The organism is Bradyrhizobium sp. CCBAU 51765, from assembly GCF_015291725.1.
Lineage (GTDB): Bacteria > Pseudomonadota > Alphaproteobacteria > Rhizobiales > Xanthobacteraceae > Bradyrhizobium > Bradyrhizobium liaoningense.
Genome location: NZ_CP030038.1, coordinates 5,625,980 through 5,642,926 on the forward strand (window position 1 = coordinate 5,625,980; position 16,947 = coordinate 5,642,926).

15 protein-coding genes and 1 pseudogene are annotated in these 16,947 nt (G+C 62.5%); 4 read left to right on the forward strand and 12 right to left on the reverse strand.

Features of this window, described 5'->3' with window-relative positions; translation table 11 throughout:
* Window positions 1-23: 23 nt before the first annotated feature.
* The 10 genes from fumC to XH96_RS26795 all read right to left on the reverse strand — a co-directional run bounded on the left by fumC (window position 24) and on the right by XH96_RS26795 (window position 9,904).
* Window positions 24-1,454 (reverse strand): class II fumarate hydratase, encoded by a 1,431-nt coding sequence (fumC, locus tag XH96_RS26750; RefSeq protein WP_246790187.1) that lies wholly within the window; start codon window positions 1,452-1,454, stop codon window positions 24-26.
* A gap of 102 nt (window positions 1,455-1,556) precedes the next feature.
* Window positions 1,557-3,074: a malate dehydrogenase (quinone) gene (gene mqo / locus XH96_RS26755; protein WP_194388404.1), complete on the reverse strand. Its 1,518-nt coding sequence runs from the start codon at window positions 3,072-3,074 to the stop codon at window positions 1,557-1,559.
* Between the two features lie 41 nt (window positions 3,075-3,115).
* Entirely contained in the window at window positions 3,116-3,502 is a 387-nt protein-coding gene (locus XH96_RS26760) for an AraC family ligand binding domain-containing protein (protein WP_194388405.1), read from the reverse strand.
* A 23-nt stretch (window positions 3,503-3,525) separates the two neighbouring features.
* Window positions 3,526-4,218 (reverse strand): YoaK family protein, encoded by a 693-nt coding sequence (locus XH96_RS26765; RefSeq protein ID WP_194388406.1) that lies wholly within the window; start codon window positions 4,216-4,218, stop codon window positions 3,526-3,528.
* 2 nt (window positions 4,219-4,220) lie between these two features.
* Window positions 4,221-5,624, reverse strand: a complete 1,404-nt coding sequence (locus XH96_RS26770; RefSeq protein ID WP_194388407.1) for an alginate export family protein — start codon at window positions 5,622-5,624, stop codon at window positions 4,221-4,223.
* Window positions 5,625-5,655: 31 nt separating this feature from the next.
* Window positions 5,656-6,585 (reverse strand): glyoxalase, encoded by a 930-nt coding sequence (locus tag XH96_RS26775; protein WP_194388408.1) that lies wholly within the window; start codon window positions 6,583-6,585, stop codon window positions 5,656-5,658.
* Window positions 6,582-7,049, reverse strand: coding sequence for a DoxX family protein (locus XH96_RS26780; protein ID WP_194388409.1), 468 nt, complete (start codon window positions 7,047-7,049; stop codon window positions 6,582-6,584). Before XH96_RS26780 ends, XH96_RS26775 begins: the two co-directional genes overlap by 4 nt.
* Window position 7,050: 1 nt before the next feature.
* The gene (locus XH96_RS26785; RefSeq protein ID WP_194388410.1) at window positions 7,051-8,937 is read right to left on the reverse strand and encodes an amidohydrolase; all 1,887 of its coding nucleotides are present in this window, start codon (window positions 8,935-8,937) and stop codon (window positions 7,051-7,053) included.
* A complete protein-coding gene (locus XH96_RS26790; RefSeq protein ID WP_194388411.1) occupies window positions 8,934-9,224 on the reverse strand; it encodes a XapX domain-containing protein in 291 nt (96 codons plus the stop codon). Before XH96_RS26790 ends, XH96_RS26785 begins: the two co-directional genes overlap by 4 nt.
* A 29-nt stretch (window positions 9,225-9,253) precedes the next feature.
* On the reverse strand, window positions 9,254-9,904 hold the full coding sequence (locus XH96_RS26795) for a hydrolase (protein ID WP_028181703.1): 651 nt from the start codon (window positions 9,902-9,904) through the stop codon (window positions 9,254-9,256).
* A gap of 285 nt (window positions 9,905-10,189) precedes the next feature.
* Between XH96_RS26795 and XH96_RS26800 the strand changes: the two genes are divergently transcribed.
* A complete protein-coding gene (locus XH96_RS26800) occupies window positions 10,190-11,014 on the forward strand; it encodes an alpha/beta fold hydrolase (protein ID WP_194388412.1) in 825 nt (274 codons plus the stop codon).
* A 98-nt stretch (window positions 11,015-11,112) separates the two neighbouring features.
* On the opposite strand, the gene XH96_RS26805 is transcribed toward XH96_RS26800, so the two are convergent.
* The gene (locus XH96_RS26805; protein ID WP_194388413.1) at window positions 11,113-11,817 is read right to left on the reverse strand and encodes an alpha/beta fold hydrolase; all 705 of its coding nucleotides are present in this window, start codon (window positions 11,815-11,817) and stop codon (window positions 11,113-11,115) included.
* A gap of 145 nt (window positions 11,818-11,962) precedes the next feature.
* A complete protein-coding gene (locus XH96_RS26810; protein ID WP_194394273.1) occupies window positions 11,963-12,871 on the reverse strand; it encodes a ring-cleaving dioxygenase in 909 nt (302 codons plus the stop codon).
* A gap of 297 nt (window positions 12,872-13,168) precedes the next feature.
* Between XH96_RS26810 and XH96_RS26815 the strand changes: the two genes are divergently transcribed.
* The 3 genes and pseudogenes from XH96_RS26815 (at window position 13,169) to XH96_RS26825 (ending at window position 16,862) form a co-directional block, all read left to right on the forward strand.
* A complete protein-coding gene (locus tag XH96_RS26815; protein WP_305853275.1) occupies window positions 13,169-14,032 on the forward strand; it encodes an alpha/beta fold hydrolase in 864 nt (287 codons plus the stop codon).
* 140 nt (window positions 14,033-14,172) lie between these two features.
* Window positions 14,173-15,189 (forward strand): MBL fold metallo-hydrolase, encoded by a 1,017-nt coding sequence (locus XH96_RS26820; protein ID WP_194388415.1) that lies wholly within the window; start codon window positions 14,173-14,175, stop codon window positions 15,187-15,189.
* Between the two features lie 52 nt (window positions 15,190-15,241).
* Window positions 15,242-16,862: pseudogene (locus XH96_RS26825) on the forward strand (MFS transporter).
* Window positions 16,863-16,947: the final 85 nt, after the last annotated feature.

The window sequence follows — 16,947 nt, forward strand, 5'->3', positions numbered from 1 at the left end:
GATCTTGCTCGTCAGCTCGGCGGCTACGCGCCGCCGACCCCGTCTCCCACCATCGCCTGCGGATTGACGACCGCATCGAACGTCTTTTCATCGACATGTCCTGACGCGAGCGCGGCTTCCCGCAACGTCAGGCCTTCTGAATCTGCCTTCTCAGCGATATGAGCCGCGTTCTGGTAGCCGATTACGGGAGACAGGGCGGTCACGAGCATGAGGCTGTTGGCCACATAGCTCGCGATCTTCTTTTCGTCGAGCTCCGTTCCTTCGACCGAATACGTCCTGAACTTTGCGCAGCCATCCGCCAGAATCGTTGCCGAGTGCAAAAAGGCGTTGATGATGATCGGCCGCATGGCGTTCAACTCGAAATTACCTTGCGATCCGGCCAACGCGACGGCGGTGTCGTTGCCCAGAACCTGGATCGCGATCATCACGATTGCCTCGCATTGAGTTGGATTGACCTTGCCGGGCATGATTGACGAGCCCGGTTCGTTTTGTGGCAGTTTCAGCTCGCCGAGCCCACAGCGCGGGCCCGAGGCAAGCCACCGCATGTCGTTCGCGATCTTCATCAATGCAACGGCCGCGCCCCGCAGAGCTGCGTGTGCCCGCACCATGGCATCAAGCGAGCCCTGGGCCATGAACTTGTTCGGCGCGGTGACGAACGGCTTTCCGGTCAGCTCCGCGATCCTCGCTGCGACCGCGACGCTGAACCCTTTTGGTGCATTCAATCCCGTTCCGACGGCCGTTCCCCCGACGGCGAGTTCGTAGAGGCCGGCACGGGAGTCGGCAATGGCGGCGATGCAAGCTCGGATTTGAGCTGCGTATCCCGACCATTCCTGCCCGACGGTCAGCGGCGTCGCGTCCTCGAGGTGGGTGCGGCCGGCCTTGACGATGGACATCCAGCCCTTCGCCTTCGCCTCGATTACGCCGGCAAGAGCATCCAGTTCAGGGAGCAGGCGGTCATCCAGCACAGTGATTGCCGCAATATGCATGGCGGTGGGGAACGTGTCGTTAGAACTCTGCCCCATGTTGACGTCGTCGTTCGGACCAACCGGCTGCTGGGTGCCCAACGTTCCGCCGAGAAGCTGTATCGCGCGATTGGACAGCACCTCGTTGACGTTCATGTTGGACTGGGTACCCGATCCAGTCTGCCAGACATACAGGGGAAAATGCCCGTCAAGCTTTCCCGCAATTGCCTCGTCCGCCGCGCGTATGATTGCGGATGCTTTCCATGGTGGCAGGCGACCGGCGGCCTGGTTGACCAACGCGCAGGCCTTCTTGACGATGCCGTAGGCATGATAAACCGCCTTGGGCATGCGATCTTCTCCGATCGAGAAGTGGACCAACGACCTGGCGGTTTGGGCGCCATAATAGCGCGACGCCGGCACGTCGACGCTGCCCATCGAGTCGAACTCGGTGCGCGTCCCTGTCGCAGGTAGGCCAATCGGAACGTCGGTCATCACCGGCAAGTCTCGATCGGTAGAACCAGGCATTCAATTTTTCCCTTCAGTGACGGTAGAGTTTTGGTAGGAGGCACGCTCTATCCAGGTGTGTCTACCGCATCAGACGTTCTCGATCTTGAGCGTGGCGGCCGTCGCGGCCCGCGTCCGGCGGCAGGCGTCGGCATCGCGAGTGAGGTCGATCCCGAACGTCGGAATGATGCTTCGGAGACGCGGCAGCCAACCGTCCTCGGTCAGTTCGCGATCAAAGCAGCGTTGCAGGACTTCGAGGGCGATGAATGCAGCGGTGGAGGCGCCTGGCGAGGCGCCAAGCAACGCCACGATCGATTTATCCCCGGCAGACACCACTTCGGTGCCGAACTCGAGTACGCCTTCTTCATGCTTGAACCATCCGCTGCTCATATGAGGCTTGATCGTCTGCACGCGCTGGCCCGCGACGGCTCTTGTCCAATCCTGTTTGACTGCCTTCGGGAAGAACTGCTGCAAGGTTGCAAACTGATGGTCTGCGCTCTGCATCACCTGGCCGATGAGATATTCGGACAATTGCAGATTGTCGCGTGCCACATCCAGCAGTGGAATGATGTTGTCGGCGCTCAAGGAGGCAAACAAGTCATCGAGGGATCCATGCTTCAGGAAGCGCGTCGAGAAGCCGGCGTAAGGGCCGAACAGCAACGATTGTTTGCCACCTATGATCCTGGTATCGAGATGAGGAACCGACATCGGCGGAGAGCCGGAGGCGGCCTTGCCATACACCTTGGCGTGGTGTCGCTGGCTGACCTCGTCGACATCGCAACGCAGCCAGATCCCGCTCACCGGGAAGCCGCCAAAGCCCCTGCCCTCGGGAATCCCGGACTTTTGCAATAGCGGCAGCGCGCCGCCGCCTGCACCGATGAAGACGAACTTCGCAGATATCGTCTCGACGCTCCCCGTGCTCGTGTTCTGGGCGGACACCAGCCAGCGGCCATCGCCGTCGCGCTCCAACCCCGTCACCTTGCGATTATAGTGAACCGAAAAGCCTGGCTGCTTGCCGAGATGCTGCACGAGCAGCCTGGTCAACGCTCCGTAATCGACGTCTGTTCCGGTAATCATCCGAGTTGCCGCCACTGGCTGGGCGGAGTCACGACCCTCCATGATCAATGGAGCCCAGGCCGCGATATTCGCGTGGTCTTCGCTGTATTCCATGCCATGATAGCAATGGTGCGCGGACATTTCCTCGTAGCGGGCGCGAAGGAACGCGACGTTTGCATCGCCCCAGACGAAGCTCATGTGGGGACATGGATGCAGAAAGGCCCGCGGATCCGGTATCGCGCCCTTACTGACCAGGAATGACCAGAGCTGGCGGGAGATATCGAACTCGGTGCTGACCTCGAGCGCCTTGGAGATATCAACGCTACCGTCCGCGCGCTGCGGCGTGTAGTTCAGTTCGCAATTCGCCGCGTGTCCGGTCCCGGCATTGTTCCAACCGTCCGAACTCTCCAATCCGCAATCGTGCAAGGTCTCGAACATCAAAACCGAGAGCGATGGTTCAAGCTCCTTGAGAACGACACCGAGCGTCGCGCTCATGATGCCGGCGCCGATCAGCACGACATCGGGGCGATCCGTTGCTTGGGTTTTGGTCATGACACTTTCCGATAATTTGGAATGACACCGCCCATTCACGATTACGCTGATTTAATGAACGGGACTTCAACCTCGGGGCCCACAATCACATAGGCCCGGCGCCAGGGCTGATCATCCATCAGCTTCCAGCTATGTCCCGTTCCGCTGGTGTCCTCGGCCAGCAACACGTCGCCCGGACGAATCACGAAAGTCGCCCCGCCCGCCGTCTCGAACTGCAAGGTCCCGCTAAGCGTGACGACAAACTGTCGTGTCGGAGCATTATGGGGAGCAAAAGCACCGCCCGACCTGGTTTCCCGAAAGGAGATGCTCGACGCCGCGACGGCCTTGCTCAGAATATCGCCGCGCTCACCACCCGCAAGCTCGATCAATCCCTCCTCGAACATGGAGTTGCCGTCCTCGCTGGTCCAAATCCGGACGCATCTGATCATCGACTGTTCCTTTCAGCCAGACATTATCCCGCGACCTTCGGTGCCTGCTCGGTCGCGAGGAACACCGCCGGCAAGGCAATCAGTGGCGGCACAACGAAGCACCAGACGCCAAGACTGGCATACAGCACGGCACCGCCGGCGCATCCCAGCGCGAAGGCGGCCACGCTTGCAGTCATCTTGGCAAGGCGGGGCCGGGCGAGGTCCAGCACGGGAGCGGGGGCTCCGCGGATGACGTCAGCGATGTCGATCATGATCTGAGTCGTGGTTCCTGTCATCAGCGTGCTCGGGGGCTCCGTCCCCATGTGGATACGATGGGCCGCGTTCTGGATCGCCATCGCCGAAACGAGCACCATCCCCGTGCAGATGGCCTGCAGGCTGTCTCCTTGGGGGAACGGGCCGTAGTGCACCGCCAGCGCACCACCGAGCGCAAGCAGGAGCACCTTCAGCGCCAGCATCGATCGAAATATGGGCAGGCCGATCCGGGGCAGGGAAAAGCTGAAGATTCGCGTGCTGACAACGACCAGGCAGAACACCGGAAGCGCGAGCAGCTTGGCAAGTCCACCCGAGGTCCCCTGCACCATGGCCGCACCGAATGTCACGAAATTTCCCGTGACGTGCGCGGTGAACAGCCCCTGCAGGGCGAGGAAGCCCGCAGTGTCCACGAAGCCGGCATTGAAGCTCATCAGGAGCGGAAGCAAGAGGATTTGCCGAGGCATGGTCACCAACCATATTGGAGCTGGACGCCGAGATAGTTGCTGGTGTGTCCGCCAGCGCGAATGATCGTGTCACCCACCTCGAAGTGCACCGCTTCGAGGGCACCGGTGAGGTGGTCGTTGAACGCGTAGTCGAGGCGCAGTTGCCCGTAGGCCCCGATCCAGTTGCTGCCTACGCCCGCGGTGCCCGCGATCGGCACATTGGGCTGAACGTAGATCGCATCCGCCGTGGTTTCTCGCCATTGCAGCCCGATCGCGGCCATGATCTTCAGCCGTTCAATCGGACTCACGGTGATCGAGGGCTTCAGGTGCAGGATGTTGGCGTAACTCGCATAGCCGGCGAGCGTGAAGTAGTAGCCGTTCGGAAACAGGGGGTTGAACGTGCCGAGCGCTCCGTCGCCCGCGTGGTGATCGCCCGAACCGGCGTCGAACTGCAGCCCAAGACGCGGCTGCCAGGGCAGCGATGCCATCGTATAACCTGTCCGCGCGCCGACGGCCCAGGCGCGGATGTCCGTGGTGCCAACCTGGCCCACTTGCCCCATGGCCTCCAGATCCCAATCAAACCCACTCTTCTTTCCCGCAAAGCGCAGATCGAAGACGTGACGCTGCTCGTCTCCCGACGCATCCAGATATTTGGCGGCGCTCCGCTCATACAACGAATAATAGCCTGACAGTTCGTCATCGCCAAAGACCTTGCGTTCGATCCTGAGCGTGCTGAAGCGGAAGCGGTCGTTGGAGGTGTCGTCGAACGGGCGGACATCGAAATACTGGACCGGACGGCTCACAAATCCAATGAAACGCCAGTCGCCGGTCTCCCAGTCGGCCCACAGCGCATCGAAGGACTGGCGGACATTCGGACCGTCGCGCGAGGAGACGAAGCGTTGAAGGTCGAAAGCGAAGTCCTGGCGCCCGGCGCGGGCTTTCAAGGTTCCGCCTGCGAACGTATTGACGTATTCGACGAAAGCCAGGCGCAGGTCGAGACGATCCTGATCGACTGGAGAGATGCTGTTCTTGTCGAATGCGCGATCGTCTTCGAGTTGAACGAAGGCCCGCCAGTTCTCATTGAAGTGGACGTCGGCATGGATTTGCAAGCGTTGCAGAAGGTAGCTGTCGCGCGGCGTCCTCCCTGTACCGAAGCCTGCCGCGTCGTTCGTCTCGAAACGCTCGCGCAGGGTGGCGCCGAGCGAGATGTAGCTCTTCGGATCCGTGGCCCACAGGGGAATGTACTTGAGACCATCGAACGGCTCGGTGCGCAGTCTCGGATCGGCGAGGACCGACCAGTCCTCGGTCCACCGGTTCGCCTGGATCGCGGGTCGCTTCGGAGATGCAACGTCCTCCTCGGCCGCGCGGGCGTAGTCAGCGCCGACAGCGAAGCTTGCCAGCGCAAGCCCGATCCGGAGGCTGCGCAAAACGGCTCGACGCGACCCGGCCAACGTCACCTCATTTGCCGCTGGCTTGCGCCGCGCTCTTCTGCGCCAGAGAATGGACTTCGGCGATATACCCCCCCGGGAACATCACGATAGCCGCTGAGCGTCCGTTCGACGTGTAGGGCTCGACGAGCACGGTGGCGCCCGAAGCCCTGGCCTTTGCGAGAGTGGCGTTCAAATCTGCGACTTCGTAGCCCGTCGTCTCCCGCCCGTATGGATAAGGCAGATGACCGTCGGTGACCAGAACCGCCATCTTTCCGAACGCCGACTCGATCCGAATCCGGCGGAAGGTCGCATCCGGTCGCCCGATCTCGATGCCCGGCGCCTTCGCCTCGTCCGACACCACCTTGCCGCGCGAGAAGGTAAGGAAGCTGCGCGTGAAGGCCGCAGCCCGATCCGCCGAAACGTAGACCCGGTTTTCAGGGATGTGCTCGAAGGCGGCGTAGTTGGGCTTGGCGGTGTGCCAATAGATCTGCAGGTTGACGCCGCCCGGCCATTGGATCACGGCGTCGCGTCCGATCGGGTCGGGGAAGGTGGATACGATCACATCGGCACCGGCGGCACGAGCCTGCCTGATCGCCAAGTCGATGTCGGTCACCAGATAGCCGTTGCGTTCCGCACCGAACGGATACGGGATCGGGGTCTTGAAGCCGAACAGAGACACGGTGCCAACCGGCGTCTGGAGCAGTTGCGATGTCGTGCTGCTCGGCGTCGGCGTCACCGTGGCGACGACCTGCTTGGTGCTCTTGCCGCCGAAGGTCGCAAGAAAGCTGCTGACGAACTTGTCGACGTCCTCGGGCGCGACATAGACGTGGGTGGTGTCGTATTGCGGGGCGACGGCAACCGGCGTGTCTTTCTTCGCCGACTCCTTGGCAACGGAAGGTCCAACCGCAGCGACCGCGACAACGGCGCCCCAAAGCAAGATGGATCTGGTCAATTTCATCGGGAAGCTCCTTGAACGAAGGTGGATGGCCCAGCGAGCGCCGGACGGCAAGAGGTCGATTCGGAAACGATCGCGACGAGGACCAGCGCTGCGATCAATCCCAGATGTTCGAAGAAGCTGTTGGTGGCGACGAACCGTTCGTGACCACTCATCGTCCAGAACGCATTCGCCGTGAGCATTGCCACGAAAGTCAGTACCCCGAGGCCGCCCGCTCCGAGCCAGACCAGCCTGTTGACGACCACGAGAAGCGAGCCGACGAGTTCGACGACGATCGCTGCCGAGGCCCACAGCCATGCAGGATTGAGTCCGAAATGCTGCTGTTCGGCGACCGCGCCCGGGAAGTCGAACAGTTTGGCGAAGCCGCCGAGAATGTAGGCCGACACCAGCGCCAAGCGAGCGGCGTGCCACAGCAGCGGCCAACGGAGGATCGCCGCGATCCAGTGGGGAGTCGCTGCGCTCGCCATGTCAAACCGCCCAGCACGCGCATCCGAGAGCGCCCCAGAAGCTCCTGAGGTCCGAGACCGGCAAGCGGCTCGTAAAGGCCGACGCATGGTTGTGCCCGTGCACACCACAGGAATTCGAGCAGCCGCACGCCTGCATGGCGCGCATCGCCAGACTGCCCTGCTTCCCGTTCGCCTTGTCGTCCGCCCAGGCGGCGTAGCCACCGAAGCGGCGAACGGGCGACCAGTCCGGCATTGCCGCCGGCGGCGTAACCGCCTCCAGTTTCGAGAAATCACCGGCTCCGTACACGATCCGGCCGCCGACCATGGTCAGCAGCGCCGTCGTGTCGGCGATTTCGGCTTCGCTGCAGGAGAAGTAGTCGCGATCGGGGACGACGAGGTCTGCGAGCTGACCGACCTGGATGCGTCCCTTCTTGCCCTCCTCATTCGAGAACCAGGTAACGTTCTCGGTCCACATCCGCAACGCGGTCTCGCGATCCAGGCAGTTGCGCTGCGGAGTGATCCGCAGTCCACCCACGGTCCTGCCGGTGACGAGCCAGGACAGCGAAACCCAGGGATTGTAGGAGGCCACCCGGGTCGCATCGGTGCCGGCCGACACCTTGACGCCCTTGTCGATGATCTTCCTGACCGGCGGCGTCGCCTCCGCGGCACCAGCGCCGTATCGCTCGACGAAATATTCGCCCTGATAGGCCATCCGGTGCTGCACGGCGATGCCGCCGCCGAGCGCGGCGATTCGGTCAATCGACTGGTCCGAGATCGTCTCGGCATGATCGAAGAACCAGTGCAAGCCTTCGAGCGGCATGTCCTGGTTGACGCGCTCGAACACGTCGAGCGCCCGCGAGATCGTCTCGTCGTAGGTGGCGTGCAACCGCCACGGCCATTTGTTCTGCACGAGCACACGCACGACCTCTTCGAGCTCGCCCTCCATTTCCGGAGGCATGTCGGGGCGCGCGACCCGGAAGTCCTCGAAGTCGGCAGCCGAGAACACCAGCATCTCGCCGGCGCCGTTATGGCGGAAATAGTCGTCGCCCTGCTTGTATTTCGAGGTCTTCGTCCAGTTCAGGAAGTCTTCCTTCTCGCCCTTGGGCTTCTGGGTGAAGAGGTTGTAGGCCAGGCGGATCGTCAGCAGACCCTCATCGCTGAGCTTCTGGATGACGGCGTAGTCGTCCGGATAGTTCTGGAAGCCGCCGCCGGCATCGATCGCGCCAGTCACGCCGAGCCGGTTGAGCTCTCGCATGAAATGCCGGGTCGAATTGACCTGGTAGTCGAAGGGCAGCTTGGGACCCTTCGCCAGGGTCGCGTAGAGAATGTTCGCGTTCGGCTTCGCCAGCAGCAGCCCGGTCGGATTTCCATTCGCGTCCCGTACGATCTCGCCGCCGGGCGGCTCCGGCGTATCCTTGGCATAGCCGACGGCACGCAGCGCGGCGCCATTGAGGATCGCCCGGTCGTAGAGATGCAGCAGGAACACGGGCGTGTCAGGCGCAACGGCATTGAGCTCGTCGATCGTGGGAAGGCGCTTTTCCACGAACTGGTGCTCGGTGAATCCGCCGACCACCCTCACCCATTGCGGCGGCGGCGTAACCGCGACCTGCCGCTTCAGCATGTCCATGGCGTCAGCGAGCGACCGCACACCGTCCCAACGAAGCTCCATGTTGAAGTTGAGACCGCCGCGGATGATGTGGAGATGGTTATCGATCAATCCGGGCAGCACGCGACGGCCCTTGAGATCGACGATCTTCGTCGACGAACCTGCGAGCTTCATGACTTCGTGATCGTGGCCGACCGCAACGAAACGGCCGTCGGCAATCGCAACCGCCGAAGCTGTCGGGTTCGATCGGTCGAGCGTCGTGAACAGACCGCGATGCAGGATGATATCAGGCGCCGAGTTCATGAATGCTTCTCCGTTCCTTCAAGCGAAGAGGCGCCCTTCGCTTGGTCGCTGTGATGCCCCGGCAACATGCCGAACATGTGCGGAGCGCATTTCGCCTGGTGCCAGGCGCGCGCAAGACCGTTGCCGGCCAACAGCTGGCGAGCGACCGGCACGATCTGCTCACCGGCGAGGATGCCGAGAAGCCCGACCAGCGCCACGAGGGGTGGCGCCGGGGAGCGTACGTTGAGCAGGCTGTAGATCACGCCGACCAAAAGACCGGCGCCCAACGAGAGCAGATAAATCTTCATGGCATCACTCCCGGCCTGCGGTACCGGCCTCAGGCCGCCTTGGTGCCGCCCTCAGAGGCGTGTTCGCCGAGCGCCCACTTCGAGAAGCGAATCTGGATGCCGTAAGGCGAATGCTCGCGCTGGATGTCCATCATGCCTTCGTAGGTCTCGCTGCGCGCCCAGTCCTGCTGGAGTTCGTAGGCGTATTGCGACGAGGTGATCGGGATGGCGCCAGCCTGGATGGCGCGCTCCATGGCGCGATTGTGCGCCTCGAGCGACAGGTCGCCGCATGCATCGGCAGCGATGTAGATCTCGAACCCTTCGCGCATCATGTCCAGCGTCGGGAAAATCACGCACGCTTCGGTCCACAGGCCGGCCAGAACGAACTTCTTGCGTCCGGTCGCGGCCACAGCCTTGCGGAAATTCGCGTCGAGCCAGGAGTTCATCGAGGTCCGATCGATGATGTCGTGACCGGGAAAAAGGGAGGTGACCTCGGGCATAAACGGCCCCGAGAAGGAGTCCCTCGCGACGGTGGTCAGCACGGTCGGGATCTTGAAGAGCTTCGCGGCCTTGGCGAGTATCTGGACGTTGTTCATCGTGACCAGGCGGTCGTGCGACTGGACGCCCTGGAACATCGCCGGCTGATAATCGATCAATGCAATCGCGCTGTTTTCAGGGGTGAGCATTTCGAGCTTGGACATCGTGATGGCTCCTTGCGATCGGCAGCTACGATGGGCCGACCGGGAATGGTTGCGAACGCCCACATGGTGAGCAACTAGCCTCTTCGCGGCTTGGACGATTTTGTCGTGGCTTGGACTCCAGCGCGGTGATCAGCGAGATGCGGCCAATTGACGGAGCAGCCTCGACGGCCGACGCTCCGGGATCGCAAGCCAGTCCAAAGGGTGATCAGATCGTCCAAGCAGTTTCTTCGGGCCGCCCTCTATCGTCTACGGACACCGCCCGAGGCGGCGAACCAGGAGAGAGCAATGCCTGCCATGACCACGAAAGATGGTGTCGAGATCTTCTACAAGGATTGGGGCTCCGGCCAACCGATCGTATTCAGCCACGGCTGGCCGCTATCCTCCGACGATTGGGACGCGCAGATGCTGTTCTTCGTCACGAAGGGCTTTCGCGTGATCGCGCACGACCGCCGCGGTCACGGCCGATCGGCACAGGTGGCCGACGGCCACGACATGGACCACTACGCCGACGATCTGGCCGCCCTGACCGCGCATCTCGACCTGAAGAATGCCGTTCATGTCGGTCACTCCACCGGCGGAGGCGAGGTGGTTCACTACCTCGCGCGCCATGGCGAGAGCCGCGCCGCAAAGGCCGTGCTGATCGCTGCCGTCCCGCCCATCATGGTGAAGACGGCGACCAATCCGGGCGGATTGCCGAAGGATGTCTTCGACGGCCTGCAGCAGCAGGTCGCGACCAATCGCGCACAGTTCTACCGCGATCTGCCGGCAGGCCCGTTCTATGGCTTTAACAGGCCCGGCGTGGAAACGGTCGAAGGAATCGTCCAGAACTGGTGGCGTCAGGGCATGATGGGCAGCGCCAAGGCCCACTACGACGGCGTCGTGGCCTTCTCTCAAACGGACTTCACCGAGGACCTGAAGAAAATCAGCCTGCCCACGCTGGTCATGCACGGCGACGACGATCAAATCGTCCCTTACGCGGACTCTGGGCCGTTGAGCGCCAAGCTGCTCAAGAACGGCGTGCTCAAGACCTATAAGGGATTCCCGCACGGGATGCCGACGACGCAGGCGGAAACGATCAACGCCGATCTGCTTGCGTTCATCAAGGGCTGATGGAGGATTGTCACGGGCGATCGAAGCGATCGCCCGTGACATCGGTCAGGCACGTGCCCGCCAAGGACGGAGACAGCCATCAGATGGCGGGCGAGGTCTCACGCCTTCGCGGCGTTGAAGGCATCGACGATGACCGCCGCGACCGCCTCCGGCATCGACAGCAAGGACATGTGACTTGCCTTCAGTTCGGTCGTCTTCGCCTTCATCGCCACCGCGAGATTGCGCTGCAGTTCGACACTCACGGCCCGGTCGTCGGCGGAAACGATGTACCAGGTCGGCCGCGAGCCCCAGGCAGCGGCGGTGATCTTCTCACCAAATGTCGTCTTGGACAGCGGCGCCTGGACGACCGACAAGACGCGCGCGTCTTTCGCCGGAAGATCCTGGGCCACGTCGCTGATCCACCCCTCCTCGCTCAGCTTGAGGAAGCCGTCGCCGCTGTCGACGATTCTGGACAGTGCCGACGGAGACGCATGCGCCCCGACCTGATCACCGACCGATTCGCCGGCTTTGGGGGCGAACGCCGCGACATAGACCAGCGCCTTGACCTTCGGATCGTTTCCGGCCTCGGTGATCACTGCACCGCCCCAGCTATGGCCGACAAGGACGACCGGTCCCTTGATCGCGGCGAGCGCCTGCTTCGTGACGGAGACGTCCTGTGCAAGCGACGTCGTCGGATTCTGCACGGCCACGACAGCAATGCCTTGATGCAAGAGGCGCGGAATGACGAGCCGCCAGCTCGAGGCGTCCGCCCAGGCGCCGTGAACCAGAACGACGGTGGGGCCGGCCGACGAGGCACTATGCATGATAATGAGCTCCTTTCAGATCCAAGTGGACGATAGGAGCCAGACGTAGGAGAGCGTCATGTCGTCTTCTTGTGCCTTCGGAAGGCGAATTGGACCTTTCTGCTCCGCCACACCAAATAGACAGTGGCCTCCGAACGAGCCGCCGCTAGTCCAGTGATGGCAAGATCATCTGCAATTCCTGCCGACGTTCCTCCAGAAAGCCTGGAAGCATCAGACGCTCGCCAAGGCGTTCGGCAGGCTCGTCGACCGCAAATCCCGGTCCGTCGGTTGCGATCTCGAACAGCACTCCGCAAGGGGCCCTGAAGCTGACGGCAGTGAGGTAGGTTCGCTCGATGGGCGCGCTGACCGAAATGTCGTAAACAGATCGGAGCTTCTGCACCATCACGGACCGATCGGCTTCGTCCAAGGCGCGGAAGGCGACGTGCCGGATGGTACCGCCGCCAAGTCTACCCCGAGAAGCCTTGCCTACGGTCCTCAAGGTGAGCGAACCGCCGGCCCCATCGTGCGCGACGAAACGGACCGACCGCTCGCCTCGCGCGACCGGCGTGAATCCGAACACATCCTGAAGGATGTCCGCAGTCATATCCTCTTCCCTGACGTCGAGTGTGACGCCCTGGAGGCCGCTGGGCGTTAGAGCGCCAACATCGCCAGCCGCGCCATTGGCCGATTCCACGAGCGCGATGGCCGTGCCGTCCGGATCGAAGGTGCAGACCATACGCTCGCCGAAGGGCGAAACTTCCATCCGGCAGGCAACATCCAAGGACTTGAGCCTCTCCGACCAACCTTCGAGCGACCCGGGCGGGACGCGGAAAGCCGTCTGCACGACTTCGCCGACGCCGACCATTCCAGGCGTGACGCAGCTCCAGGCCAGCGTGCTCATCACCGAACCAGGACTGCCGGCGTCATTTCCATAATACAGATGATAGCTGCCAGGATCGTCATAGCAGACGGTCTTCTTGACGCGCTTCAAACCCAGCACTTTGCCATAAAATTCGGTCGAGCGACGGACGTCACCGATGATCGCCGTGACGTGGTGTAGCCCCCGCGCGCTCACGTGGATACCATCCAATCAGGGCCCCCACTTCCCATTTGCTACAGTCCGAATTACGGCATATCCGGCAAGTTGGTTTCGTGCCGGTCGCGATCTTTCGGAATACACAACAGCCAAAAATTCAGCCAGTCTTGGACTCTTTACCGATTTCGCGACAGCCGGACGGACCATCCTCGCAGATTGCAGCGTTCAGCCCCTTCGGGCCGACGCAATCGTACAAACCGCAGCCAGATCCTTCAATCGGTTCTCGGCGTGCCGGCGGATGCTTCGATTTCGAGAATGCAGCGCGAGATCCGACCCTTGACCGAAATTCACACCAAGACGTGCCGTGCGAACGGCATCAGGCAGTTCTACCTTGAGGCTGGAGAAGGCCCGCCCGTTGTCCTGCTGCACGGCTTCCCGGAAACAAGCTTTGCCTGGCGCTTCCAGATTCCGCCGCTGGCTTCCCGCTACCGCGTCATCGCCCCGGACCTGCGAGGATACGGGGAGACCGACAAGCCGGCGAGCGGCTATGACAAGAGAACCATGGCGAACGACATCGTCGCGCTCCTGACCGAATTGGGTATCGGGCGGATCGCGCTGGTTGGGCACGACCGCGGCGCGCGCGTGGCGACGCGGCTGGTCAAGGACCATCCCGATCTCGTCGACCGGCTGGTCGTGATGGACAACGTCCCGACTCGGATCGTAGCCCGCGAGATGAACGCTCGCATCGCACGACAGTATTGGTTCTTCATGTTCCACCAGATTCCGGATCTTCCGGAGGCGCTGATCTCGGGGCGGGAAGACCTCTGGCTCCGCCACTTCTTCTCAGATTGGTGTCACGATCCTTCGACGATCACCGGCGAGGCGTTCGAAACCTACGTGAAAGCGTACAAGGCGCCGGGTGCCGTCCGCGGCGCGATGGCCGACTATCGCGCCAGCGCCGAAGACGTCGCGCAGGATCTCGTCGATGCCGACAAGAAGATCGAGTGTCCCGTCCTGTCGCTTTGGGGCGAAGACTTCGCCGCGGTCGGCGGCCTCTTCGACATGAAGGCGATCTGGAGCGAAATGGCGGACAATCTCACCACGGCTCCTATCCAGCGCTGCGGTCATCTTCCCCAGGAGGAACAGCCCGAGGTCGTCAACAAGCTGCTGCTCGACTTCCTCGACGGTTGGAAAGGCTGAGCGTCCGGCGAGAAAGTCCAATACGCCTTCAACTCAGACAAGAAAGGCCGGCTTCATCGCCGGATGATGCGCACGCGGTGGCCGAATCGTTCTCGTTCCGCCGGCGACTGCGCTCCGTAAGATCGGGACAAGAGGACAACATGCGATTCTCCTGGTTCGCTACGCTGCCATGGCTCCTCCTGCTGGCCAGCCCCGATGCCGCGGTAGCGGAGGCGCCGCAAGTGAGAACCCAGGCTCCCGGCTTCTACCGAATGATGCTGGGGCGCTTCGAGATCACAGCCTTGCTCGACGGCACGCACGTTTTCCCCGTTCCGACAGTGATGACCCGCAACGAGACGCAAGCGGGCGGCGAGCGACGTGCGGTGATGCTGAATGACGCTCACCCGGGCCTGGCGGATGCTCTTCTCGCCGACGCGAGTCTCGGAATACCGCTCGAGGGCTCGATCAACGCTTTCCTCATCAACACAGGCAACAAGCTCATCCTGATCGACAGCGGCGCCGGCAGCCTTTACGGCGCCTGCTGCGGACATCTGCCGGAAAACTTGCAAGCGGCCGGCTATAGGCCGGAACAGATCGACGAGATCTATCTGACGCACCTTCACGCGGATCATGTCGGAGGCATCGCCCCACACGGCAAGCCGGCCTTTCCGAACGCGATCGTTCGCGTCAACCAGAAGGATCTCGACTACTGGCTCGATGCCAAGAACGAAAACGAGGCGCCGAAATTCCTGAGGCCCATGTTCGAGGGCGACCGAGCGTCGCTGAAGCCCTATATGGATTCCGGACGCGTCCGGACGTTCGTCCATGAACAGGAGTTGTCGCCTGGGATCCGTGCCGTCCCTACCCCGGGTCACACGCGAGGTCATACGTCGTTCGCGGTCGTCAGCGACGGGCAACGGCTGCTGGTCTGGGGTGATCTGGTTCATGTCGCCCCGATCCAGTTTCCCGACCCCAGCGTCACCGTAACGTATGACAGCGATCCAATGTCCGCGGAGGCCGAACGAACGAAAGTGTTTGCGAAGTCCGCCCAGGACGGTAGCTGGGTCGCAGCGGCGCACATCGCTTTCCCTGGCCTAGGGCACATCCGATCGGCCGACGGGCACTTCGAGTGGATACCCGCCAACTACACCACAGTTCTGAATCCGCCTCATGAATGAAGCGATCGCCCTCCCGCAGCGAGACGATACAGCAGGAAGTCAGTTGAGCAGCATGCCTCCTACCGAAAAGCCCGAGTCCCCAGAGGCCGTCAGCGCCTCCCCATGGATAGCTTTTCGGCACAGAGCCTTCAGTGTCGTCTGGATCGCCACTGTCATCGCCAATACTGGAACGTGGATGTACAACGCGGCATCCGGCTGGCTCATGACGAGCCTCAGTCCCGATCCGCTCATCGTCTCGCTGGTTCAGGTCGCGAGCAGTCTCCCGATGTTCCTGTTTGCCCTCCCGGCCGGGGCGTTGGCCGATATCGTCGACAAACGCCGCTTCCTGATCGGCTGCGAGATCGCCCTGACCGTGGTCGCGGCAGCAAGTGCGCTTCTGGTTTGGATGAAGCTCATGAGCCCGGCCATGCTTCTCTTCTTCACATTCGCGCTTGGGGTGGGCGCCGCGCTTACCGCCCCGGCCTGGCAATCCATCGTGCCAGAACTGGTGCCGAAGCCGGCCCTGCCAGCAGCGGTGGCGAGCAACGGGGTCGGGGTCAACGTCAGCCGCGCAATCGGTCCGGCCCTCGGCGGCGCGTTGATCGGCGTTCTGGGTATCGCTGCTCCATTCTGGATCAACGCCCTCAGCAATTTCGCCGTGATCGGGGCGTTGCTCTGGTGGAATCCGCAATCATCGCGGGCGAGCCGGCTTCCTCCAGAGAGGCTGCTGGGCGCAATGCTCATCGGCTTGCGTCACGTCCGGTACAATAGAGCTCCGCGCGACGCTCGTCAGAGCTGTCGCGTTCTTCTTCTGCGCGAGCGCGTATTGGGCGCTGCTTCCTCTCGTCGCTCGCGACCAGATCGCGGGCGGTCCCGCGCTCTACGGCATCCTGCTCGGCGCAATCGGAGTTGGTGCAGTGATCGGAGCTTTCGCGCTGCCGGCGGCCAAAGCCGCCCTCGATGCTGACCGCCTGGTCGCTGCAGGCACATTGGGCACGACGGTCAGTCTCGTCCTGATAGGTCTCGCGCAGCGGCCCGCGATGGGACTGCTGGGGTACGTTCTCGCCGGCATGTCCTGGATCGCGGTCCTGTCTTCGCTGAACGTATCCGTCCAGGTCTCCCTGCCGGATTGGGTGCGCGGACGAGGACTGGCGATGTTCGTAACGGTGTTCTTCGGCGCGATGACCGCTGGCAGCGCCGTCTGGGGACAGCTTGCCTCCACGGTGGGCTTGCCCGGTGCCCACTTTGCGGCCGCAGCCGCCGCGATCGCCGGGATCGCGCTCACCTGGGGATGGAAGCTCCAATCAGGGGCGGGGCAGGATCTCGCGCCTTCAATGCATTGGCCCGCACCAGTCTTCTCGAATGATCCCGACAGTGATCGCGGTCCCGTGTTGATCACGGTGGAATACCGGATCGATCCGGCCAAGCGAGAATCGTTTCTGCATGCGATCGCCGGCCTGGAGCAGCAACGACGGCGCGACGGGGCCTATTCGTGGGATCTCTTCGAAGACGCCGCCGCGAGCGGTCGCTACCTCGAGACATTCAAGGTAGCCTCGTGGCTCGAGCACCTTAGGCAGCACCAGCGCGTGACAAACGCTGACCGTGTCATCCAGGATGCGATCCGCGGCTTCGACGCATCGGGCGCTCCAACCACTACGCATTTCATCGCCACCGACCTTCGGGTGCGCGATTAAGCGGGCTCATCCCCTGCGGCGATCAGAGTCGGAAGGATCGGATCTGGCCAATCCGGCAATCCAAAATCATGACACTTGAAAAAGT